The 20837-nt window shown below is 59.1% G+C and carries 23 protein-coding genes and 1 tRNA gene; 13 read left to right on the forward strand and 11 right to left on the reverse strand.

What is annotated here, in order from left to right; all coding sequences use genetic code 11:
• Positions 1-3: 3 nt before the first annotated feature.
• The 6 genes from OJJ21_RS03035 to OJJ21_RS03060 are packed head-to-tail and all read right to left on the reverse strand — an operon-like array spanning position 4 to position 4183.
• Complete coding sequence (locus tag OJJ21_RS03035) at positions 4-1020, reverse strand: DUF6352 family protein (RefSeq protein ID WP_297683012.1); 1017 nt, start codon at positions 1018-1020, stop codon at positions 4-6.
• Positions 1013-1489: a DUF6505 family protein gene (locus OJJ21_RS03040; RefSeq protein ID WP_297683014.1), complete on the reverse strand. Its 477-nt coding sequence runs from the start codon at positions 1487-1489 to the stop codon at positions 1013-1015. Before OJJ21_RS03040 ends, OJJ21_RS03035 begins: the two co-directional genes overlap by 8 nt.
• On the reverse strand, positions 1486-2211 hold the full coding sequence (locus OJJ21_RS03045) for a biotin/lipoate--protein ligase family protein (protein ID WP_297683016.1): 726 nt from the start codon (positions 2209-2211) through the stop codon (positions 1486-1488). Before OJJ21_RS03045 ends, OJJ21_RS03040 begins: the two co-directional genes overlap by 4 nt.
• Positions 2208-2834, reverse strand: coding sequence for a molybdenum cofactor guanylyltransferase MobA (mobA, locus tag OJJ21_RS03050; RefSeq protein ID WP_297683019.1), 627 nt, complete (start codon positions 2832-2834; stop codon positions 2208-2210). The genes OJJ21_RS03045 and mobA overlap by 4 nt, the downstream gene beginning before the upstream one ends.
• 1 nt (position 2835) lies before the next feature.
• Positions 2836-3729, reverse strand: a complete 894-nt coding sequence (locus OJJ21_RS03055) for a formate dehydrogenase accessory sulfurtransferase FdhD (protein WP_297683021.1) — start codon at positions 3727-3729, stop codon at positions 2836-2838.
• 22 nt (positions 3730-3751) lie between these two features.
• Complete coding sequence (locus tag OJJ21_RS03060; protein WP_297683023.1) at positions 3752-4183, reverse strand: CBS domain-containing protein; 432 nt, start codon at positions 4181-4183, stop codon at positions 3752-3754.
• 538 nt (positions 4184-4721) lie between these two features.
• On the opposite strand from OJJ21_RS03060, the gene OJJ21_RS03065 reads away from it, so the two are divergent.
• A tRNA-Ser gene (locus OJJ21_RS03065) sits at positions 4722-4811 on the forward strand.
• Positions 4812-4995: 184 nt separating this feature from the next.
• Here OJJ21_RS03065 and OJJ21_RS03070 read toward each other — a convergent pair.
• Positions 4996-9417, reverse strand: coding sequence for a DUF3883 domain-containing protein (locus OJJ21_RS03070; protein ID WP_297683025.1), 4422 nt, complete (start codon positions 9415-9417; stop codon positions 4996-4998).
• Complete coding sequence (locus tag OJJ21_RS03075; protein WP_366092279.1) at positions 9414-9704, reverse strand: hypothetical protein; 291 nt, start codon at positions 9702-9704, stop codon at positions 9414-9416. Before OJJ21_RS03075 ends, OJJ21_RS03070 begins: the two co-directional genes overlap by 4 nt.
• Here OJJ21_RS03075 and OJJ21_RS03080 point away from each other — a divergent pair.
• From OJJ21_RS03080 to OJJ21_RS03115, 8 genes are all read left to right on the forward strand, one after another.
• On the forward strand, positions 9667-10209 hold the full coding sequence (locus OJJ21_RS03080; RefSeq protein ID WP_297683027.1) for a hypothetical protein: 543 nt from the start codon (positions 9667-9669) through the stop codon (positions 10207-10209). The genes OJJ21_RS03075 and OJJ21_RS03080 overlap by 38 nt on opposite strands.
• 180 nt (positions 10210-10389) lie before the next feature.
• Positions 10390-10965 carry a site-specific integrase gene (locus OJJ21_RS03085; RefSeq protein WP_297683029.1) on the forward strand — a complete coding sequence of 192 codons (576 nt, stop codon included), beginning with the start codon at positions 10390-10392 and terminating at the stop codon, positions 10963-10965.
• Between the two features lie 168 nt (positions 10966-11133).
• The gene (locus OJJ21_RS03090; protein WP_297683031.1) at positions 11134-12093 is read left to right on the forward strand and encodes a hypothetical protein; all 960 of its coding nucleotides are present in this window, start codon (positions 11134-11136) and stop codon (positions 12091-12093) included.
• 97 nt (positions 12094-12190) lie between these two features.
• Complete coding sequence (locus OJJ21_RS03095) at positions 12191-12397, forward strand: hypothetical protein (protein ID WP_297683033.1); 207 nt, start codon at positions 12191-12193, stop codon at positions 12395-12397.
• 7 nt (positions 12398-12404) lie between these two features.
• Positions 12405-13199 carry a hypothetical protein gene (locus tag OJJ21_RS03100; RefSeq protein ID WP_297683035.1) on the forward strand — a complete coding sequence of 265 codons (795 nt, stop codon included), beginning with the start codon at positions 12405-12407 and terminating at the stop codon, positions 13197-13199.
• On the forward strand, positions 13196-13384 hold the full coding sequence (locus tag OJJ21_RS03105; protein WP_297683037.1) for a hypothetical protein: 189 nt from the start codon (positions 13196-13198) through the stop codon (positions 13382-13384). Before OJJ21_RS03100 ends, OJJ21_RS03105 begins: the two co-directional genes overlap by 4 nt.
• Complete coding sequence (locus tag OJJ21_RS03110) at positions 13371-13598, forward strand: hypothetical protein (protein WP_297683039.1); 228 nt, start codon at positions 13371-13373, stop codon at positions 13596-13598. Before OJJ21_RS03105 ends, OJJ21_RS03110 begins: the two co-directional genes overlap by 14 nt.
• A gap of 82 nt (positions 13599-13680) precedes the next feature.
• The gene (locus OJJ21_RS03115; protein WP_297683041.1) at positions 13681-14043 is read left to right on the forward strand and encodes a DUF3768 domain-containing protein; all 363 of its coding nucleotides are present in this window, start codon (positions 13681-13683) and stop codon (positions 14041-14043) included.
• A 7-nt stretch (positions 14044-14050) separates the two neighbouring features.
• Here OJJ21_RS03115 and OJJ21_RS03120 read toward each other — a convergent pair whose 3' ends face one another.
• On the reverse strand, positions 14051-14434 hold the full coding sequence (locus tag OJJ21_RS03120; protein WP_297683043.1) for a helix-turn-helix transcriptional regulator: 384 nt from the start codon (positions 14432-14434) through the stop codon (positions 14051-14053).
• 228 nt (positions 14435-14662) lie between these two features.
• Between OJJ21_RS03120 and OJJ21_RS03125 the strand changes: the two genes are divergently transcribed.
• The 3 genes from OJJ21_RS03125 to OJJ21_RS03135 all read left to right on the forward strand — a co-directional run bounded on the left by OJJ21_RS03125 (position 14663) and on the right by OJJ21_RS03135 (position 17577).
• Positions 14663-15274, forward strand: coding sequence for a hypothetical protein (locus OJJ21_RS03125; protein ID WP_297683045.1), 612 nt, complete (start codon positions 14663-14665; stop codon positions 15272-15274).
• 138 nt (positions 15275-15412) lie between these two features.
• Positions 15413-16519 (forward strand): serine hydrolase, encoded by a 1107-nt coding sequence (locus OJJ21_RS03130; RefSeq protein ID WP_297683047.1) that lies wholly within the window; start codon positions 15413-15415, stop codon positions 16517-16519.
• 32 nt (positions 16520-16551) lie between these two features.
• Positions 16552-17577, forward strand: coding sequence for a hypothetical protein (locus OJJ21_RS03135; protein WP_297683049.1), 1026 nt, complete (start codon positions 16552-16554; stop codon positions 17575-17577).
• Between the two features lie 141 nt (positions 17578-17718).
• Here OJJ21_RS03135 and OJJ21_RS03140 read toward each other — a convergent pair whose 3' ends face one another.
• The gene (locus tag OJJ21_RS03140; RefSeq protein WP_297683051.1) at positions 17719-18639 is read right to left on the reverse strand and encodes a viperin family antiviral radical SAM protein; all 921 of its coding nucleotides are present in this window, start codon (positions 18637-18639) and stop codon (positions 17719-17721) included.
• Between the two features lie 193 nt (positions 18640-18832).
• Between OJJ21_RS03140 and OJJ21_RS03145 the strand changes: the two genes are divergently transcribed.
• On the forward strand, positions 18833-19921 hold the full coding sequence (locus OJJ21_RS03145; RefSeq protein WP_297683053.1) for a hypothetical protein: 1089 nt from the start codon (positions 18833-18835) through the stop codon (positions 19919-19921).
• Positions 19922-20076: 155 nt separating this feature from the next.
• Here the strand turns inward: OJJ21_RS03145 and OJJ21_RS03150 are convergent, their stop codons facing one another.
• Positions 20077-20502, reverse strand: a complete 426-nt coding sequence (locus tag OJJ21_RS03150; RefSeq protein ID WP_297683055.1) for a hypothetical protein — start codon at positions 20500-20502, stop codon at positions 20077-20079.
• Positions 20503-20837: the final 335 nt, after the last annotated feature.

Here is a 20837-nt window from a genome sequence, read left to right on the forward strand (position 1 = left end):
GTCCTAGCTTCCCGCATTCAGCGGCAGGTTGACCACCAGATTCTGCGGCTTCAGCCGAACCTTGCCATGGTGGTCCATCGCCATGCCGAGATAGACCGGGCGGCCGGCAATGCGTGGCAGCATCAGCGACGGATCGCGGAATTCCAGCCGGAACAGCGCCAGAATCTGGCGCATGTGATCCTCATCCACCGGCTTGCCTTCATACAGCGCATTCATGATGGCGCTGGAGGTCGTGTCCATGCCGACATGCCAGACCCAGCGTTCGTCGCGGATGGTCTGCACCGGCTGCACCTGCACGGCAGCGCCGGTCAGCCGTTCGACCCAGGCCTCGACCACGCGGGCAAAGGCATCCTGCCCGGTGCGGGTGAAACCGAAGTCGAGCACGAAATCGTGCCGATCGCTGCGCGACCAGTATCCGGCGGCGTTTTCCTTGGTCAGGATATCCATATCGACGCTGCGCAGCACCGTGCCGGCCTCGGCCACCAGCGCACCGAGCGACCCGAAACCGCCGCCGGCCGATAGCATCTCGACGGTTTCGTCGTCGGCCAGCAGGATGCGGCTGTCCTGGATCGTGGCCTTCTGCACGCGGAAGAACAGTTCGGCGGCGCGAACGCGGAAGGCATCGCGGCTGCCGTCCAGCAGGTCGCGCAGGATGGCGGCGGCCAGATGATCCATGAACATGGCCGGCACGGCCGGCGCCTTGGGCCGAAACAGGCCGACATAAGCCGCCTCCAGACTGCCGGCGCGGATCAGGTGGTCGCGGAAGCGCAGGAAGATGGTGTAATTCTCCTGCGCATCGGCATCGGCCAGCGCGCCGAGATCGGCGGCGGTCACACTGCGCAGCGGTTCGGCCAGCAAAGCGGCATGCAGGGCACGCTCGGCATCGCAGGCCTCGTCGGGCGGCGCCATTTCCGGCCGGCTGAGATAGGCACGGATGAAATCGCCGCTGACGCCCAGACGCCCATCGGCACCGCGATCGAGCAGGTCGTAGCCGCTGCTGATCCAGAAGGGTTCAGACATCGGGGGTGATCTCCCAGATCCTGGTATGCGGCTTGTCGCCCGGCGGCGGCACGATGCGGAACTGCTCGCGGATCGCATCGCCCTCGATGAAGCGGCTCAACGACAGCAGCGTGTTGATCGGGTGCTCGCAGAGCGAGGCTGTATAATCGATCTCTTCCCTGGCCGCAGCCTTCGCCGTGGCAAAGTCCGGCGCACCGTAATCCTGCTGCAGATGCCGCGCCAGCACCTCGATCACCGCGTCATACTCGTCGCGTTCGATGGTCGCCACCGTCACCAGAGTGGACCAGCCGAAACTCTCGAGGCCGAGAAAACCGTTGGCGAAAGCCTGGCGTTCCTGCCGGCTGAGCGTCTCCGGATCGGCATCGGCAAAGGCGAAGGTGCCCGGCACCGCCCATTCGCCGGGATCGGCGGCTTCGGGGAAAACACGCGTGTCGGACTCATCGAACCGGATGGTGCGCAGCAGTTTCATGACACGGCCTTCACGATCTCGGGCAACTGCCAGCTCGGCTGACGCAGACGGTCGCGCAGGGCATAAACCGTCTTGCCCGCGCCGGCCTCCAGCCAGGCATCGCCATTGGCTTCGATCTTCAGAGTCTTGTCGTCCAGATCGTGCAGCACCGCGCGACGCACCGGTTCGAAGCCTTCTTCCTGCCAGCGGTCGAGCCAATGCAGCAGATGGCGGGCAAAAGCCTCCACCAGCTGCGGCACGCTCACCTCGCCGCAACCTTCCTCATGCAGGTCGGTATAGTCCAGTTCGGTGCCCGGCATATCGTCGTCGCGGTCTGCCGCCATCTGCACGGTGATGCCCAGCACCAGCCAGTCGGGCACATCAATCATGCCCTCTTTCTCGACCAGCGGACCGTGCTCCAGCCGGATGCCGCCGACGCAGGCGGCATTCACCAGCAGGCGATCCGGCCAGCCGATGCCGGCCGGCGTCTCCGCCGGCGCCACGGCGGCCAGGCCGTCATGCAGGCCGAGCAGGCCGACATAGGCGAGCGTCAGCGCCGGCTGGATCGGATCGAGCGGGCGCAGCACCAGCGCCGCCTCGCAGCGATCCTGACGGTCGACCATCAGCATGAAGCCATCCTCGGCGCCATCCCGCGCCGCCTGACAGGCCGTGTCGAAGGCATCGGCAACACAGAGCTTCAATATGTAACCCGGCGGCAGGTCGGGCCATTCATCCGGCGTCATGCCGCATCTCCCAGCAAATTCAGCAGCCGTTCGGCCTCGGCGAGGTCTTCCGGGGCATTGGCGTTGAAAAACGGATCGACCGGCGCGGCCGGAAAGTCCACCTGCACCAGCCTATACCGCGCCGTCCAGCGGTCCACCTTGCGGATATCCTCCACCACCACGGCATGGCGCAGATCATCATGCAGCCGCACCGGCCACAGGCCGACGACCGGATAGGCCTGGCCGGCTGAAACCGCGCAGGCGAGATCGGCGCCGGCCTGCGCCCGCGCCTCGACCATGCGGGCGACCAGGTTGCGCGGCAGGAACGGTCCATCGCCCGGCACGGTGACGATGTCGGTGATATCGGGCCGGTTCGCCCGAGCCCAGGCCAGTCCCGCCAGCACGCCGGCCAGCGGACCGACGAAACCTTCGACCGCATCGCCGGCCACCGGCAGACCCCAGGGGGCGAAACGCGCCGGGTCGCCATTGGCATTGAGGATGATGCCATCCACCTGCGGCGCCAGGCGCTCGATGATGCGGTTCAGGATCGGCTTGCCGCCGAGCAGCTGCAGCCCCTTGTCGCCGCCGCCCATGCGACGGGCCAGCCCGCCAGCCAGCACCACGCCGAGAACGTTGCCAGACATGCTATGCCGCCTCGTCGTCGCGGCCGCCCTTGCGCTGGCTGCGGGCGTCTTCGTCGGCCACCGCGGCCGGATCGGCATCGAAATGCAGCCGTTCGGTGCCGGCCAGCGCCACGAAACGCCTGCCTTTGGCGCGGCCGATCAGGGTCATGCCGATCTGGCGGGCGAGTTGCACGCCCCAGGCGGTGAAGCCAGAACGGCTGATCAGGATCGGAATCCCCATCTGCGCCGTCTTGATCACCATCTCCGAGGTCAGCCGCCCGGTGGTATACATGCTCTTGCCTTTGGCAGTCAGGCCATGCACGCGCATATAACCGGCAATCTTGTCGATCGCATTATGGCGGCCAACATCCTCCATGTAGATCAGCGGGCGGTCATTCTCGCACAGCACGCAGCCATGGATGGCGCCGGCTTCGAGATACAGCGACGGCGTCAGGTTGATCTGCTTCGACAGGCTGTAGATCCACGAAGTGTTCAGCCTGGCATCGGGATCGAGCGACACGCTTTCCACCGCATCCATCATGTTGCCGAACACCGTGCCCTGGGCGCAGCCCGAGGTCTGGGTCTTTTTCTTCAGCCGCTCCTCATAATCGGTCTGGCGCGCGGTGCGCACCACGATGGTCTCGATCTCGGCATCGAAATCGATGGCGGTGACCTCGTCCTCGGGCAGCAGCATGCGCTGGTTGATCAGGTAGCCGAGCGCCAAGAAATCCGGATAGTCGCCGATCGTCATCATGGTGACGATCTCCTGTCCATTGAGAAACAGGGTGAGCGGACGCTCCACCGGCACCTTGGTCTCGACCGGACGGCCATCCTGGTCGATGCCCTGGACGGTCTCGGTCAGCGTCGGATCGAGCGGGTCGGGGTGGACGAGATAGTCGGGCTGCTGGCTCTTCATGCATCCCTATATAGGGCAGAACTCAGCCGGTGGCGATGTACTGCCGCAGCGCTTCGGCTTCCATCTGGGTGTCGGCGATCCGGCGCTTGACCACGTCACCGATGGAAATCATGCCGGTCAGCTTGCCGTTATCCACAACGGGCAGGTGGCGAATCCGGCGCTTGGTCATCAGGTGCATCACGTCTTCGATGGTGTCCTTGCTGGAACAGACCATCACGCTGCGGGTCATGATGGTATCGGCGCTCTGCTGCAGCAGATCGGTGCCGATCATCGCCAGGCCGCGCACGATATCGCGTTCCGACAGGATGCCGGCAATGCCGCCATCGGGCCGCAGCACCATCACTGCACCGATACCTTTGTCGGCCAGTTTCTGGCACACCACCTCGATGCCCTCGTCTGGCCTGACGCTGATCACGCCAGGCGTCTTGTCCCTGAGAATTGCCGCAACGGTCATGGTGGTTCCTCCTCTTTTATGCCCGGTCGCCGGAGCGCCGGACTTGTTCACGCTCGATCCGGTGACACAGCCTCCTGCAGATGCTGCAGCCGTGCGGCCGGTGCACGAACGCTGGGGTCTGGTCCGGCGATGCTGCAGAAAATCGATGGTGCGGGGATGGCCGCGCGGCATAGCACTGCCGGTAAAGAGCGGCCTGCGGCGACCGCGCGGCCGCTGCCGTCGATGTCGCGAGTCGTGGCGCCTGGAAGCGCAGACAGGCCCTTTGTCCCGGTGCTCATGCGGCCTCCCGGTTCCGGCGCCGTCGAGCCCGCCTGCGGCGGGGCCGGGCGGCACCTTGGCGACAGTGTCGGACAAGCCCGTCGCGATGACAAGACCGTTCGCGACGACCTGAAGGGACGGAATTAAGTGCTTGAACCGGCTTCCGCTTTGCCGCGCCCTGCCGGGCGGGTGGGAGCCTTGCGGGCGGGGAGCGGTTCGGTTAAGGTCCGCGCCGTTTTCGACCCCCGGCGACGGTTTGCACCTTTCGCCGGTTCCTCGCGGAGAGGTGCCAGAGTGGTCGATCGGGGCGGTCTCGAAAACCGTTGTGCGTGCAAGCGTACCGTGGGTTCGAATCCCACCCTCTCCGCCAAAAACTTCAATAACGTATTGAAATATATAGATTTTATATTAAAAGCCCTGCAATACCCACAATTCTACCCACAACATGTTGATCTCTAGCGGGTTGGCTTTACAAGCTTGCGACGGGAATTAGCCCCCCTAGCCCGTTCCTAATTTCTCAAAATTTCAAAAATATTAGCGTACCGCTAGTCGGGTCATTCCTCCGGGTTCCCAAACGGAATCAGGATCTGAGGCGCTTCAGTCAATGCGACTAACTTCACGCCATTCAATGGGCGGACGGTCGCGCGATTGGCCGGATCGAATATCAACCGCACCTCGTCCTGATAGCCATCCTCGAGACCGCTGACCAAAGCCAGGATGAAATCGTTGCCGCGTTCCTTAGCGCGCTCATATTCGGCGTTCGACATCTCGATCGAACTCTGCGGCGCACGGCCAGTCGCTTTCATTTCGACGAAGGTCTTCCAGTCTATCGCGCCATCGGCGCCGACTCCATGCCGGTTGCGGAAGTCAATTAGTAGTTCCTCCGCCGAGGTTTCCAGCGCCTGCGTCAGCAGCTCCCAGCCACGTTGTTCTAGATCGCGATCAGTGTAGGTCGTTGGCGCCGTGCGCGATCCGGGATGGGGTGGTTTTGGCGGAGGCGGCGTGTCGTGCAGCTTCGGCTTTGCTGGCGGTGGTGTCAGCTTCGGATCGCGCCCCGGCACCACCGTGGCGCCCAGAATAGGGCCAACGCTATTCTTAAGGGTTCGGGGCTTCACGGTGGGGCCTTTCCCACCGGGGGTGCTCACTGAGATTTTCTTCTTCGGGGCGGCGTTGATCTTTGCAGCTCGGCCTTCCATTGCCTCCACGTGCTCCTCGTCCGATGCCAGACGAATGGCTGCGGCCGTGGTCTCGCGCGCTTCCTGCCAAGCCACCACCCACTCGGCCTCAATGCCGCGGCGCAATGCATGCGGGAACAACGACGCGATCGCGTGACCGCCGTATTCACGCTTGGGCAGGGCCTCCTCCCAGACATGCAATTCGAGTGGATCAGGCACGATCAATGCTTGAAGCTGGATTGGAATTTTCCCCGCTGACAATTCCTCGTCCATTGCCCGAATAGCAATCGGACCGGAGTATACGAATAACGGAATCTCTCGCAGCGCATCCCAACTGATCGCCATGCGCTTGCGTACTTCTGGATTGTTGCGTGCTAGTTCATCGGAGAGATGATCGACCGCCTGCCGGAAATGCACTCGCATGCCGTCCCCACGATCCAAGGCTGTCTCGCGATCGTCCGCGACGACCAAGGTAGGCTCGCTGCGCGTCACCCCTGTGAAAACCACCAACGACGTTAACTCACGAAGGTCACAAGGCGGCATCCAGAATTTCTTGGCGGGCAAAGCCTTCGCCAATTGCGATCTAAGTTCGGATTCTTCAACCAGGAAAATGGGCCGCTCAGCCTCCCAACAATCGTCGCAGTACAGCGGCAGGACTTTCATCCGCTCACGGTGCCGCCGCTCCGCATTAGCCAGCAGGGGCTCCATATAGCGATATACGTCTATCAGGCGCGATGTGAGCCCAACATCATGCGCTTGCCCCGCGAGCGACTTTAGAAACATAAGGCAGTCATCAAGCGTAGGCTCACGCACATCCAAAGCAGACCAGAGGCTAGCCAAGGCTGGTCCGCCCGGCACAAAGCGCGAGCGGTTATGAAAGATATCCTTGCCGCGCATCAATTCATTTGGCCTGCGCCAAACATCGCCACCGATGTGAATAAGGCCCTGATTCTCCGTGAAAGCCTTGCGCAGATCCTGAATCATCATGTCGCCGATTCGCGTATTCCACGCGACCGTGCTGGGCACGTATCTCGCGAGGTTGCGGTAGATCGCCATGACCTGCGCGTCGTCGACGACGTCATCCCCATCGCACATACCACGCAGCAGCCTTACTAGATCGCTGACGCGCACCGACGTTACCAACCCCAGTGTCGCCGCGAAGTCCGCGCTAAAATCCCTCACATCAATGCCAACCGCGAACGCAGTGCTAGCATATAGCGTTTGCGTCTCTTGTGTCTTCACCACGGCTTCGTTCGGCTTCACCAACTCACCCTTGCCGACCGCCACCCACGGCATTTCACGCAAGTGGATCAGCCATTGTGCGGTGACAGGCGCCCTCGGATAAACGTAGACGCGCGCCTCGTGCTGCGAGGCGACCATCTTGCGGTCAGCGTAAGACCGCTCCCAAGCGCGGGCCACGGCCTTAAATAAAGCGGGGCTTCTCTCGCGCAGGTCCTTCTTAGAGAGCTTTTGGAATGCGGTTAGAACGCGTTCGAGATCCGGACTAATCCAATCGGTCGGCACTTGCTCGGCCTGGGCCGCACGGAGTTCCTGGCTCCGCGTCCCGCCACCCCAACGGACTAAGCCGGTTTTCTTCAATCGCGGTGCATTTTCCACGCCGAGTAAAGCGAAAAACTTACGCGCGCCCCGCGAGATGGTTCCATCAGCGCGTTTACGCTGCGCGCGAGTTGCACCTGTCTTCAGTTTCTCATCGTATCCGGCAGCGATCCAATGAATGCCCGGTACGGTACCAGCCGCCGTGGGCCAGTTTGGGAAATCACTATCCAACGTCTTGCATAGATAGGCTTCCGTCGGACACACCTTCTGCCTGTGCATCTTACCACGCCTATAAACGAAGCCATCCACCATCAGCGCCGCGCCTACGGCATGGCCGATCTCTTCCGCACGGCGATCGCTCAGCTCATCGAAGCGATTGCGAAGCTCGCGCAAGTCAGCATCCTCTATCTCTAGCGGCGTAGCCCCGAATCGCTCGGCAAAGGCCTCGAGTTCGGTCGATGCATCGACACTTGTTCGGAACGCTGCGTGCTTATTCAGCCAACGAATCGCAACATCACCATCCTTTTCGATACCGTATGCCGCATGCAAGCGATCGAGCAGGTTCCACCGCAATGAAAACATTGAAAGCTCTTCGCATAGAACGAGCGGTTTGTCCGTAGTGCCTAGGCGCTTGCAGGCCACGGCACTGCCTTTGTCCGTCAGCCAGAATGGAGTATCGAATAGCTCCTCATTGACGTGGGTCTCCACCAACACGCGCGCAGCCTTCACCCACCAACTTGGTCTCTTCGGTTGGAATACTGATTTCTTGAAGCCCTCAAGCAGTTCCGTCGTGCCAATAATAGTGCAGGCTCCGATTTGATCAAGCACGGCGCGCCACCTGCCACCCGCATCGCGAATGTCGCGCGGCAGAGCCCGCGATCCTTCAGCTAATGCCTCGATATCGGCGTCCATCAGAAGATCGCTTAGACCGGCATGTTCATAGGCGATGTTCGACAGGGCAACGTGCGCGCCTCCAATAAGGACGTCCGCATGGCCGCCAAGCCAAGCGCGCGCCGTGTCGAACGATTTCGTGAAGCCATTGCGCAGCCAACGGTCACCTTCGTTTCCGATGTACTCAACAGCCAGCGGCACAAACCGCCAGGCCTCCTTGGGCGCCTCCAGCATCAGGCCATGCGCGATCTCGCCAAGCACATCGCCACATCGCTCGATTAGCCAATTGTTCCAAGTGCTTTCGATCAAGGCTTCGCGCGTGGTGCTGGGGTCGAATTGCGCGTCGAGCGAAAATGACAGATCCACCGGAACACGCGTTTTAAAGCCGATATAAAGACTCCCCGCACCCGCCTCGCTTGGAACGGCGATGGAAATATTCGTCACCTCGGCGCGAGCCTTGTGAGCTGGATGCACATGACCCGGCACCGGCAAGGTCGCGCGCCACACGGTCCATGATGCCCCCCTTCTGCGTACCTCGCGTCTCGATAGCGCGGTGATGGAGGTGCGACCGCTAACTAGGGCAATGTTTTCCCACGCGCCGAAGCTCAGGATGCGGCCATCAAGGGTTGCGCCGGCGATATCACACCAGCGGAAACTCGAGACCCAGCTCAGAAAGATTAGGCCGTCTTCCTTCCACTCCGCGAACCAGGCTTTCAGCCCCTCCTCGCTGAAGTCCGATCTCAGGCGAATTACGATCATGGTATCGGTCGCGGGATCATAGAAGCCTGGCAGTGGCCCTTCCGCTGGCACAACTTGGATCGAAAGTTGATCCCCGGAAAAATGATACGGTGCCGAATGGACCGCGAGATCATCTGAGATTCGCCTGAGTGTCTTCAGGCCAATGCCAAACCGCCCGCGCTGATCGGTTCTGTTAGTCTTGGTCGTCACGAATGGTAGTGCCATGCCTAGCACGTGCTGGCAGGCTACCGGCTGACCATTATGCACGATCAATAGCTCGCGGCTGGCCTCCGTGTCACGCAAAGCGAAGCGCACTTCCGAGGCATGTAAATCATCCGCGTTTTGGATCACTTCCGTCAGCCCCTGAAATGGCTCAACGTTCAAATCCTCGGCGGCGGCAGCCGCGCCGCGCATCATCTTCTTCAAGGCACCAGGCGAAGATGCCAAAGCATTCGCCAATCCCGCGATCACGGCATCCGCAAATTCGGGCGTGCGCGTATCGATCAGATCATCAATACCCGGCTGATCGTCCCAGATCATCCGCGCGGCGCGTGCACCCAAATCGGCGTCACTCTCTGCCGCAATTTCCGACGGAGGAACCGTTAGTTCGTTCATAATTTAAGGGGCCTCAGATAGTATCCTTGCTTAAGAACCGTGAGGATTCTGGCATCTTTTGGCGCACTGGTCGCGAACATCGGAAATCCCAGGGGCAAACAAGGCAATACCAGATCGGGACAACCCTGCGTTTCTGCCTTATGAAGCCGGAATCGAAATCCCAATCTATGAACAGCGCGTCTAACGGCAAATTCAGGAGGAGTAGCCCTGCTTGCATACTCGACAATGAACACTCTTCTCAGAAATCTCATGAGCATCGACGGCACCCCTCCAACAGTGGAGAGCATCGCAAACTTGGGACGACATTTAATTGAAAGGTATACGAAAGATGCGGGCGTTTCGGCATATAGACCGGTGATGGCAAGCGTGTTCGGGCATTGCACCAGAAGCCAAACGTATAAGATATTTCAACTTCTCCCTCACAAAACTGAAAATGGCTTTGAGCAGCAATGTCGTGAGATTGATATTGAGAATGGCGACTTCCTGTTGATGGGAGATGACGCGGAAGCTTTGAGGCCCAGAATTATCGAACTCGCAGCGAAACAGAATCCTCGTTTTAGAGGTATAGAACCGAAGATCATTCTACAAAATCGCATCGTCGGCACTGAAGTGGGTACCGTGGGCGGCACTATTCAGGTTGGTATCGCAACTGCGAATTCCTTCAAAGTCTATGCAAGCGTATTTAATGGACAGCCGGGCGGTGGGGCGATGCAATATTTGGGTTTCTCTCTCGCGGAAGAAATCGAGCCGCAGCTCAATGGTTATTTCATTCGAATGGAAGGGCTGTTGTAGCCGACGCCGCCCACCTAATTAGAAAAGCCGAGTGATAATGTTCCATGTGCCAGTGCCGCATCCTGCTTAATCGCCAAGTCGATAATTAACCATTTCTCTCTATCTGTCTGATTCTGTTGACAAATTAGCCTGATTTGATATACTACTTATGCGGGTATTTTAAGCGAAAATGAGGCTAAAATGGCAGGCAAACAAGCCAAAATCTTAACAAGCGGCCAGTTGCGCCTGGCCGTGGCCGAAGCAGGCCGCAGCCGGCATGGCCGGCGCGATCAAGCCATGCTGCTGCTGTCGGTCAAAGCCGGGCTACGCGCCGGCGAGATCGCCGGCCTGACATGGCCAATGGTCGAGACCTCGGACGGGCATCTTGGCGACCGCATCGAGCTGCGAGACGGGATCGCCAAGATGGGCAGCGGTCGCACGATCCCGATGCACCCCGATCTGCGGCAGGTTCTGATGCGGCTGCGACGGCACCGTGGCCCGAGCGGGTATGTCATCGAATCCGAGCGCGGCGGGCCACTGCGGGCCAGCAGCGTGGTGAACTGGTTCAAAGCATTCTACGGCGAACTCGGCTTCGCTGGTTGCTCGTCCCATTCGGGGCGGCGGACTTTCATCACCCGGGCCGCCCGGCTGGTTCACAGGGTTCGAGGCAGCCTGCGGGATGTGCAGCAGTTGGCTGGGCATCGCTCAATCGAGCAGACCCAGCGGTATATCGACGGCGATAACCACGCCAAACGCCGCCTGGTGGCCTTGGTCTAATCAGTCATATGCGTAACTGGCCGGAAGATTCTGGCCAGGGTTAGTAACGGCAAGCCGGAACGAGCTGATCCGGTGTGAAGCCGCAGTTCCAATCAGCTCCCTCAATCGAAAATCTGGAGTGATGTCATGCGTGGACCAATTCGGTCGCCGCGGATCGCGGCCCTATGCGTGCTGGGTAAGCGCGCCCATAGAGTATTCGTCAACAAACCCAGGAGCGAACTGCTGATCGCAGCCGCAACTGCCATCGCGGAGGACACCGCATGGCAGAACCTGGATGCCATGCTGTTGCCCGGTGCCTATTTCCGGCTCTCCACATATATCGGGGACAAGAAACACCCCACCCGGATCAGGCTGCTCGCCAAGGAGTCCTTCATGCCTGCCGTGAGGCGGGCGGCGGCGAGCCTGGCCGATACCTCACCAGGTAGCCTTTTGGTCTTCGGAGCCGACTCAGCCTCGCCCCGACGCTGGGAGTTCGGCGACCAGCTTTGCATAGGTGTTGGCTCGGATGGGATCGCCGGTCTCGCCCGGAAGGTCATTCCGTCCAATCCCGACACCATCCACTGCAAGCGGGTCTATGTCCCCGCCCAATCGGACTATTCCTCGCCCCATCGCTTCGTGACCCTGCCGAGCGGCCACAAGGCAGTGCTCAATTCCTGTTTCGATATGTTCGGAATTTGCGACGACCCCGTCATGCTGAAAAAGCGCGGATCGCCGATCCGGGATTTATGGCTCCCGAATGGCAAATGCCCAAGGGTCGAGGAAGCTGGCTTCAAGCCACTCCGCGAACAGGCGCTCCAGGATTGGCAGGCCCTGCTCGATGAGCACCGTCCTACCCTCGCTCTCGCCGCCATCCATGCTTTCAAGCTGCCGGGGCGGGATGGCTATTGGCAACGGCATGGCCTGGCGGTGGCGTCTGCTGCGCTTCAAGGCGGTCTGGCTGTCGGGGCGGCGCATTTTGAAGAGAAGCTGCCCCAAGCCAACCAATCGCCCCTGGCAGCTATGAATGTACCCCGTGAGGCTTTGGCAGAGGGACCGAAACGAGGTCCGTATCGGTTACAGCCGCTCGCCGCCAAAACAATTCAGGTCGGAAATCAAACCGCCCTGCTGCGCCTCTACGGCGCTGAGTAACCCTCTCTAGTCCACCCAAAAACCCGGAAGTCTCCGCGCCCGCCTCGGCTGGCGCCTGCGCTCCCCTATTGCCCATCGCAACCGAGAAGGAGATCACATGATCGAGCGTCCTGTTCATATCCGCCGCATCGTCGACCACGGCAGCGTCGTATCGCTGCTGGGCCAATATGACGATGACGGAACTCCAGCCCGCATCACCGTGGATCACCGCCCATTTGTCCGGTTCTGGCAGGACTGGGCTTCGGCGGGGCATCCGCAGCCCGTGATGCACGATGCCGACGAAGCCACGCTCCGGTTTGAGTGAGGCCGCCATGAGCATCGAACCCAATATTGAAACAACGCCGGGCCTAGTCATCCGGGCAGTCTTGAGTATCAAAGACAAGGGGCAGTCTTTCCATATCCGGATCGAACCGCAGGGTGATTCGGTAAGTGTCGCATCGCTCTGTCGCCGGGCCTGCCTCTATGCCTGGTCGCTGCCGCAGTTTGAGGCAGGTGATTGGGCGGCGGCCTTTCTGGCAGCCGCCAAACCACAGAGGGCTGAAGACAGCCTCAGTGACGGAGCCCATTTCGCGCTTTGCAGTCATTGGTGGGACCAGGGCCAGCTCGATTTCCGGTATGAAGTTACAGCGGCAGAGGGTGAGTTGGTCATCAAGGCTTGGCGCAGAGATACCTCGGCTCCGGCATACCGGCTCTCACTCGCCTTCGTTGGAACACTCGAAGAATTCACTGCTTTCGCAGGACTTGAACCACCGGCTCCGGTCCAGCGGCGCTACCTGGCGCTTTTCCAGGGTCCGGAGACCGAGCTGTTCATTCTGGCCTTCGATGGCACCGCTGAAGAAGCCGACGAACTGGACAATCGCCTGGAGCGTGCGCGGCATTTGAAGCTGCTGGTCACGGGCCTGGTGATCTCGGCATTAGGTCCGATTTTTGACCTCGGTGCCGAGAGCATCCATCTCGCCCTGGATCAGCTTTTCAACCGCTTCCCGCCTCGGAGGCCATTTCCAGATCACGCGTCTGAGGCGCCCACCGGCCCACCACCTCTTTCAACGCCCCCGCCAAGCCTGCTGACACCACCTGCTGGCAGTGCAAAGGACGGTGCGTCATGAATTCATCTCGTAAAGGCATGGTCACCCTCGCCGAAGCCGCGCAGGTGGTGCTCGACCGCTGGAGCCGCGGTGACCTGGCCGCAGCGGTCCGAGAGCTGGATTCGGCGCTCCGGCAATATCGTCACGGCCAGGGCTCCGACCAACCGGCGCAGGATCAAGAGCGAGGCCATCATGACCGTGGATGACCTCGCTGAACTCCTGGAGGGCGTACCGCTCCGCGCCGAAATCCTGGTGTTGGCGCCGGACGACCGCAATACCGCTTACCGGATTATCAATGTTCGGGTCTCCAATCCTCGCGCCCAGCGTCACCGGCCAACTTTCCTCTACCTGGTGCTGGAGACGGAAGGCCACCCCGTCTCCCGACTGCGGCTGCTCCGCCGCCGTCCATTTCGTCCGTAGTCGCGCTTAACCCACCTTCAACGCCAATCCATCAGTGCCGCCTGGACCAACCACCCGGCCGCGCCACAGGAGACTCTTGCCCATGTCGAACACACCGACCGATCGCGAAGATTCGGCTGAACAGTCCCAGTGCATTGCCAAACTCAATGACGGCTTCCGCACAAGCGGCGGCATCGGGGGGCGATTTATGATGACTGCCGGCGTCCAGGCGCTCGACCCCATTCATGTGGCCGAACTATGTCGCCTGGTGATCCGGTTCGACGCGTTCACCGAGGACAATGATCCCTATGGCGAACATGACTTCGGGAGCATCGAATACAGCGGCCAAAAGTTTTTCTGGAAAATTGATGCCTACGATAAGTCGTTGGAGTTTGGCTCGCCAGATCCGACCGACCCGGCTGTCACGACCCGCGTGCTGACCCTCATGTTGGCGCAGGAATACTGAGCCGGCGTTAGCGCCTGGTTGCCGCTTCAGAAATCGCCCGCGTCAACTCGGCAATATCCGCCACTGTGACTGCGGCGTTTCCTTCCAACAGGATGCGGAATTTCTCGACCAGTTCGGCCCGGGCCTTCTGTTGGGCTGTTTGCTTCGGCACATCCGCCCAATCGAAAAGGTCGATAAAGCCGACCTTCAGTGCCTCGGCAATCTCGAACACCGTCGATAGACGTGTCGAGGAAAACCCGCGTTCGATGTTCGATACGGTATCGACGCTCTTCCCGATCATCTCGGCCAGGTCTTCCTGACTGAGCTTTCGCTCCTTACGGAGTGCCTTGATCCGGCGGCCCAACGCCTTTTGGCGGGCCTCGGCCGGGGTCGGTTTTTTACGTTTGTCCATGCCCGAATGTCGTTTCGGGCCGCTGCATTAACCACCGAAGGAAACTACGGAAATGAAGCTTGACCGGACACATACTACGAGGATAATTGCGACTACTTGGAGAGGAACCGCCAAAACCCGGTATTTCCCTCCGAATCGAGGCCCGCCGGAGACACAACCATCGGCACATAACCGCGCCGGACCACATCTTCCGTAACCACAGCCACCTACCGCCGAAAGAGGCATCCCATGACGAATCCCGATTCCGTCACCGCTCCCGCTTTGCCCGAATGGGGCAGCATTCCGATCTACCGCAAGCTCTGGCTGGTGGGGATCATCAACGCGCTTGGCGTCGCCCTCTCCTTCGTAAACGTCCTGGGCTCCCTGGCACTCCTGATACCGGGGTTGATCCTGCTCTGGATGGGGCCGGTCTATAAGCGGAAGAAAGGTGCCGTGGTTCTGCACCGTACCCGAGATAAGGTGACCTTCTGCATCATCCTGGTCATTGTTCTCGGCTGGAACTTGATGCGGCAGGGTGCTGGAGGTGAATTCAGCCTGACCTCCTCGCTTCCGACCTGCGAAAGCCGAACTGCTCAAAGCAGCCTGAAAGACGCGGTGAAGAATTCGCCGAAGGGCCGGCGTATGCAGCTCGAAATCCAAGAGATCGTCACGGCAGGCCCGACAAGCAAGCCCTGGCTCTGGAATAGCCAGGACGCCGTAGTGAAGGGGCCGGCTGGCGACGTGCAAATCTACCTGTGCGAAGCGGAAGTCATCACCAATGGCGGGAGGCAGCCCGTGCTCTATGGCATCTCTTGGGCCGACAAGGCCAAGGGGCGATGGGTTGTTGAGGCGCGGTTCTAGCCTGCGCTTGCTCAGTTTGCCTCATTAGATCGCCGATGCAGGATCCAGCTTAAACGAGGGGGAATCTTCATGAAAAGGCAGGCTTCGGCGATCACTACGCGATGTGCAACAGCGAGACTAACGCTGAAGTTCGCCAGGATGGTTACGATCGTATGTGCTATCTGTGTGGCAGTTCCGGCCAGTGTCGCTCAAGCACAAGACTGGTGGGCCAGTGTGTCGGGAGGTTTTCGCCGCGAAGCACCGGTGGCGCGGCTGCCGGCGGCGACGGCCCCTTCACACCTTTCTGCCGCTCCAGCGGATCAGAAATTAACGCATCGTGATCCAGCAATTGCCGCCGGCTTCGATGCCCTGCTGCGCCCTCGCTACACTCGCATAGTAATGATCTCAAAGGACCGCAACGTCATTTATGAGGGCTATGCAGAAAACTGGCTCAAGAAATCGACACCGCTTGGCCTTTCCATATCGAAAAGCCTGACAGCCCTGGCGGTGGGGAAAGCCCTGTGCAGCGGCGCGATATTCTCACTGCAACTCCGAACAGACGCGATCCTGCCCGCCCTGGCCGGCACATCCTGGGGCAATGCCACCATCGAGCAGATCCTGCTCATGCAAAGCGGCTCTGCCGAGGATGGCCCCGCGCACACAGGTTGGCAGACTGAACCGGTCGCGGTTGAGCATCGCGGGATATACAACGGCCGCATGACCAGAGATTTCATCGAAATGATGCGCCGGCATGATGCGCGGCAATTCAAGCCCGGCGAGAAATACAATTACAACAACTACGATACGCTGGTACTGGGCTTTCTGGTCGAGGCGGCAACCGGCCGCAAGTTCCCTGACTTTTTCAATGAGATGATTTGGCAGCCGGCCGGCCCCCAACAAGGTGGCGCTTGGATACAGAACAACTCGGGCCAGACCTCGACCTATAACGGCTTCAGCGCCACACCTGAAGACTGGCTGCGGATCGGCCATTTCGTCATTGAGTCGATGCGCAATCCAGACGACTGCTTTGCGCGCTACCTAATGACCGCTGCCAAGCAGATGCAGCGCACCCATATTCCGACTCGCTGCTACGGCTATCAGACTTGGAGCTGGTGCAACGAAGACAATTTTCTGTTTGTCGGCTATGGCGGGCAGTATCTCGTTATTACACCGAAACGAGGGGTCGTGATGTACGTCCACCAGGCCAGTAACACCAACGACGCCGCCATGATGGCGCTGTATCAGCGGGCTCTTAAGCTGCTCTAAGATTGGAGATACCCCAGGTCATGAAACCTTGGATGCTCCTGATCATCGCCTTGGCCCTTGTCAGCCCCCTCGCCTATGCCGATGAAGTTATGACCTTTGAGGGACAACCCCCGCCCAAACCGGCCGGAATATTCGGGACAGCCTGGACCATTTATGCGAACGGCGAGATCGACGACGATGTCGCCGAACGATTTCGGGGTTTTCTGAAGCAACACCGGATTCCGAAGGGGTCGAGCCTCGTCCTGAACTCTCCGGGCGGCGATATCCTGGCGAGCATGGAGCTTGGTCGCCTGATCCGCGAACACGCGCTCACTGTCCATATTGGCACCAGGGATTCTACCCGCATCATGAATCCCGGCTTCTGTCTCAGCGCCTGTGCCCTGGCCTATCTTGGCGGGCGATTCCGGTTCATCGCAGATAATTCGGCCTACGGGGTCCATCGTTTCTACCGGGTCGGCGACGGAGCGCAGAACGATGACGAGGCTCAGATCCTATCCGCCGCCATCGTCGCATATATCCGCGAAATGGGCGCCGATCCGGCACTGTTCTCCGAGATGGTCGCTGCAGGAAGCGACGATATGAATATGCTCAAAGAGGCAAAACTCCTGACCTATAAGGTCGTCAACAATGGCGTCCTGGACCCGAAATGGTCGATCGAGAGCATACCGGAAGGTCTATATCTCCGGGGTCAGCAGGAGACCATTCGCGGCATGGAGAAGATCATCTTCGGCTGTGACAAGGGCATCCTTCACTTGATGGGGATATTTAGCGGCAACAACGACACTCTCGGTGCGAGGGCCGCTTCCTTGGTCATCGATCAAGAACAAATCCGCCTGGAGAGCCGCCAGGTCAGCGCCCCACAAATAATCAACGGCTTGGAGAATGTGACGATCACTCTCGATGAGCGGCTTCTGTCGAGAATTAGCAAAGCAAAAACCATCGGTCTCATGCTGCAGTTCAGCTACGACGCCCCGACATTTGTTGGCATCCGGTCACTCGATTTTACAGGTGGTGCCGCCCTGCTGCCGGGCTTTGTCAAAAGCTGCCAGGTGCAATAGAGCAACAGTGCTTTGTCTCTAAAATAATTGAACCATAGTCACTAGTGCATTAGCCTGTGCATTGCTGCCGAACAGAAATTTCTGCAGGAACACCACACCTGGTAGAAATGATACTACCCGCTTTAGAGAATCTGCAGCACATCATTGCGCCACACTTCCGTCTTGGCTTTTCGGGTAGCGGGCAGCGAAACCTTCCGGACGGAGCTCAATATCCCCGAAGGCTACCTTGGCCCCGATCTCGAGGATCGGCCGGCTGTATCCATAAGCCTGCTTTCCAGTACCGTTCTGGAAAAAGCGTCCGTGAGGATCGACCATGACATAGGAACGCTCCATGTCCGCGTTATCCTCAATCGTCATCAAATGTTGGAAGGACCGATGACGGTCGACGAAGGCCCGAAATGCATTCGTATCGATGATCAAGGCATCGGACAGAACTGGGAGCACACGCATAATCTTCCAGCGATTAGGGCGGAGCCTGAGGATTAGATTCGACAGATTCTCGCCAGCATTCGCGGAGCTAACCACTGTATTGATCTTGACCACTATGTTGGGGTTAATGCTTCTCACTTGAGCAACAATGTCCATGGCGTCATCGCCGGACACGCTTGTTCCAGTCGGACCGACCCGACCGATGGTCCTGTTGGTCTCTTGATTGGGGGAATCAACTGAGATTCCGATCATGTCCAGGTGCTCGGCGGCCGCCACGATCACGTTGGGACGGCTACCGTTCGTGATCAAAGAGACGCGAAATCCCAGCGACTTTGCCTGGCCTGCAATCTCCGTCAGACGGCCTCCGAGTAAAGTGGGCTCACCGCCAGCAAGACTCAGCCTCACCCCGCGCCAATGCAGGTGCTCTCGCAACGGGGATGACGGATTCTCCGGGTCAAAAAAGCTGTAAAGCGATGACAGCAGACGGCCTGTCTCGCGCTTGTCCTTCCACAACTCTCTTTTGGAAGTTGCCCCCTCCCAGGCAGCAAAGCAGTAGCCGCACCGAAAGTTGCAAGGCTCGGTAACGTGCCAGTTAATAACCAATTCTTCAATTTCCGGGACAAAATGGTGCATTGGGCGGCCCTTTCTGCGGTTCGAGTTGTTTCACTCGACCACAGCCCCCTCCTGCCCCTCCACGAAACAAGCCGTACAGCGGCGAACTAGCCGGCGCCTGCGACCTGATTCTGTTGGTGTACGGCTCGTTTCGTTTCCAATTGCGACGACAAACGCCATACTGACCCGGATGGAAACATTTCGGGCACAGGCAATGGGAACTGTTCCTTCCTACGAGGCACTCCTTCTTGAGCTTCAGCAATCTTTCGGTCAGAGCCGCCTCCAAACGGTGCAGAAGCGTCGCTTTGCAGCCCGCGACAAACGGCTTTCCGAGCACAACGAACTGTTTGTTGAAATCCTCGGTGGAATTTTCGATGCCATCGACTACGAGCACGATCCCGAATTTCTGAACGACCTCAGCGTTTCCGCCGAGGAGATATTCCAATTCTATAGTGTCGTGGAGAACAATCTCCGCACCTACGGCGCCACCGACAGGCAAGTCGCGTGGCACCTTCTCAGCTACGTATTCGCACCGGGGTTCGCCCGCAAATATGCATTCTGGAGCTTGGTGGCATACGTCGCACCCGGTATGGCCGGAGGCGATCTCTGGTTCGTACCGCGCCCGTCTCCGTCAGACCCCACTCGCCTTCGCCTTCCCGTTCAAGTTGTTGTTGAGTGGTGGGAGGACCTGTTGAACTGTCGCCTCGAAGATATTTGGGATGCGAGTGATCATGATGAAGACGCACGTGATTGGATTCGAAACCTTCAATACTGGCGCGCCGGAAAACTTCCCCAACCTAATACAATTGAAACGGCCTTCGCTAAAATGCGTCGGTTCAAATATCTCGGGACATTTCGAGATGAAATTTCTACCTCACTAGAGACTAGGTATCAGAACGCCGTCTCCTTTGTGAAAGAGCATAAGGGTTTTGATGCCGCCAGGCTGATCCGCGAGATCCCATCGACACCATTTCAGGTATTCCAGGCCGGACTGACAGGGACAGCAGACGAGGGTCAAAAGGAGGCTTTCATCGCAGCTGTCACCGAACGTTGGGGAGAGCCGACTACTGCAACAGTCCGGCGCCGCTTCCTACTTGCCCGAGTCGTGCAAGACTGCCATATCCGACTTGCTGCTCTGATCTGCCCAAAAGTCGACCCCGATATTGCCGGCCCGGTGGCCAATAAGGTGATGCAGATTTGGGCTCTATTAGAGGAGACATACAGGCTCACTGTCGCAGCGCAGGTGGGGTGCCGAGCGGCAACAAAAAACTTTTGGACACTCGGCTTGATACGAATAACTTAAAAGAATATCGGGGAGTAAAAACCATCCAAAAGAAATTCAGTTAGCCACACGCCCGCCCTAAATCATCTGTCAGTATATTTTGCACAAAATGTACTTAGCGGGGACCGAACTGAATGTCATACTGAGATGGATTTTCCATTCTAGGGAAACGATAGCTAATATTTCTGCCGAAATTCTTGCATAGAGATTGTCGATGGCGAACCCCAACGCCAACCATTTTTAGGCCTCACGCGAATTGGCGACAAATGCTGTGGCCGGTCAATAGCTACTGATGGTTTCACGCGCCTTCTCACGAGTAGCTCTTTGATGTTATAGCCATTCAGGAGCACCCTTTCCAAACTCGTCGAGATGCCGATTTTCCTGACGGACTTCTGAGCTTTATCGGCACGAGCGAGGCCGCTGTCAAAGCCGCCTTGATCGGCAATGTCGCTCAGCTTCAATGGCATGGCAGTAAGGTCGTCGATCTTGTCGGCGATCGGATGAATCACCAGGCCTTCGCGCTGTATCTTACCGGTGATACATAGCAGCTGGGAGATTAGGACGGCATGGCGGTATTGTGGGAATACTTCCGGCCAGATCACGATGTCCCCTATCTCGGTTTCGTCTTCGCTGATGGCGAAGATTCCGCCGCACGTAGTGCTGGGTTGCTGTCTGAGCAGTATCAAGCCGCCAGCTTGATCGAGCGGTCTCGGGCAGGATTTGCTAGGCCATGGGCCTAGACGATACACAATGGCTTTAGCTGCGGACGCAACAGGGCGAGGGGTTTAAGAGTTGGGCTAATTCCCCGCTAATCCTGCACCACATGCTCGACAATGGTCCGGCTGGGTAAGCTGACGTCGGACTGAAGTCTGTTTCAACAACTGATAGATTATTGCTCTGCGCTGTGATGCTGCTGCCAAACTCGAACAGTACCGCC

This window comes from Ferrovibrio sp. (assembly GCF_025869515.1).
In the GTDB taxonomy this organism is placed as follows: domain Bacteria; phylum Pseudomonadota; class Alphaproteobacteria; order Ferrovibrionales; family Ferrovibrionaceae; genus Ferrovibrio.

What these genes read in the sequence shown, in the direction of transcription:
- OJJ21_RS03040 (WP_297683014.1), bottom strand. Translation starts at nt 1,489, where the DNA reads ATGAAACTGCTGCGCACCATCCGGTTCGATGAGTCCGACACGCGTGTT.
- OJJ21_RS03100 (WP_297683035.1), top strand. Translation starts at nt 12,405, where the DNA reads ATGAGCATCGAACCCAATATTGAAACAACGCCGGGCCTAGTCATCCGG.
- OJJ21_RS03080 (WP_297683027.1), top strand. Translation starts at nt 9,667, where the DNA reads ATGAGCATCGACGGCACCCCTCCAACAGTGGAGAGCATCGCAAACTTG.
- OJJ21_RS03060 (WP_297683023.1), bottom strand. Translation starts at nt 4,183, where the DNA reads ATGACCGTTGCGGCAATTCTCAGGGACAAGACGCCTGGCGTGATCAGC.
- OJJ21_RS03045 (WP_297683016.1), bottom strand. Translation starts at nt 2,211, where the DNA reads ATGACGCCGGATGAATGGCCCGACCTGCCGCCGGGTTACATATTGAAG.
- OJJ21_RS03055 (WP_297683021.1), bottom strand. Translation starts at nt 3,729, where the DNA reads ATGAAGAGCCAGCAGCCCGACTATCTCGTCCACCCCGACCCGCTCGAT.
- OJJ21_RS03085 (WP_297683029.1), top strand. Translation starts at nt 10,390, where the DNA reads ATGGCAGGCAAACAAGCCAAAATCTTAACAAGCGGCCAGTTGCGCCTG.
- OJJ21_RS03145 (WP_297683053.1), top strand. Translation starts at nt 18,833, where the DNA reads ATGGGAACTGTTCCTTCCTACGAGGCACTCCTTCTTGAGCTTCAGCAA.
- OJJ21_RS03130 (WP_297683047.1), top strand. Translation starts at nt 15,413, where the DNA reads ATGGTTACGATCGTATGTGCTATCTGTGTGGCAGTTCCGGCCAGTGTC.
- OJJ21_RS03070 (WP_297683025.1), bottom strand. Translation starts at nt 9,417, where the DNA reads ATGAACGAACTAACGGTTCCTCCGTCGGAAATTGCGGCAGAGAGTGAC.
- OJJ21_RS03075 (WP_366092279.1), bottom strand. Translation starts at nt 9,704, where the DNA reads ATGCTCTCCACTGTTGGAGGGGTGCCGTCGATGCTCATGAGATTTCTG.
- OJJ21_RS03110 (WP_297683039.1), top strand. Translation starts at nt 13,371, where the DNA reads ATGACCGTGGATGACCTCGCTGAACTCCTGGAGGGCGTACCGCTCCGC.
- OJJ21_RS03115 (WP_297683041.1), top strand. Translation starts at nt 13,681, where the DNA reads ATGTCGAACACACCGACCGATCGCGAAGATTCGGCTGAACAGTCCCAG.
- OJJ21_RS03035 (WP_297683012.1), bottom strand. Translation starts at nt 1,020, where the DNA reads ATGTCTGAACCCTTCTGGATCAGCAGCGGCTACGACCTGCTCGATCGC.
- OJJ21_RS03140 (WP_297683051.1), bottom strand. Translation starts at nt 18,639, where the DNA reads ATGCACCATTTTGTCCCGGAAATTGAAGAATTGGTTATTAACTGGCAC.
- OJJ21_RS03120 (WP_297683043.1), bottom strand. Translation starts at nt 14,434, where the DNA reads ATGGACAAACGTAAAAAACCGACCCCGGCCGAGGCCCGCCAAAAGGCG.
- mobA (WP_297683019.1), bottom strand. Translation starts at nt 2,834, where the DNA reads ATGTCTGGCAACGTTCTCGGCGTGGTGCTGGCTGGCGGGCTGGCCCGT.
- OJJ21_RS03095 (WP_297683033.1), top strand. Translation starts at nt 12,191, where the DNA reads ATGATCGAGCGTCCTGTTCATATCCGCCGCATCGTCGACCACGGCAGC.
- OJJ21_RS03105 (WP_297683037.1), top strand. Translation starts at nt 13,196, where the DNA reads ATGAATTCATCTCGTAAAGGCATGGTCACCCTCGCCGAAGCCGCGCAG.
- OJJ21_RS03135 (WP_297683049.1), top strand. Translation starts at nt 16,552, where the DNA reads ATGCTCCTGATCATCGCCTTGGCCCTTGTCAGCCCCCTCGCCTATGCC.
- OJJ21_RS03125 (WP_297683045.1), top strand. Translation starts at nt 14,663, where the DNA reads ATGACGAATCCCGATTCCGTCACCGCTCCCGCTTTGCCCGAATGGGGC.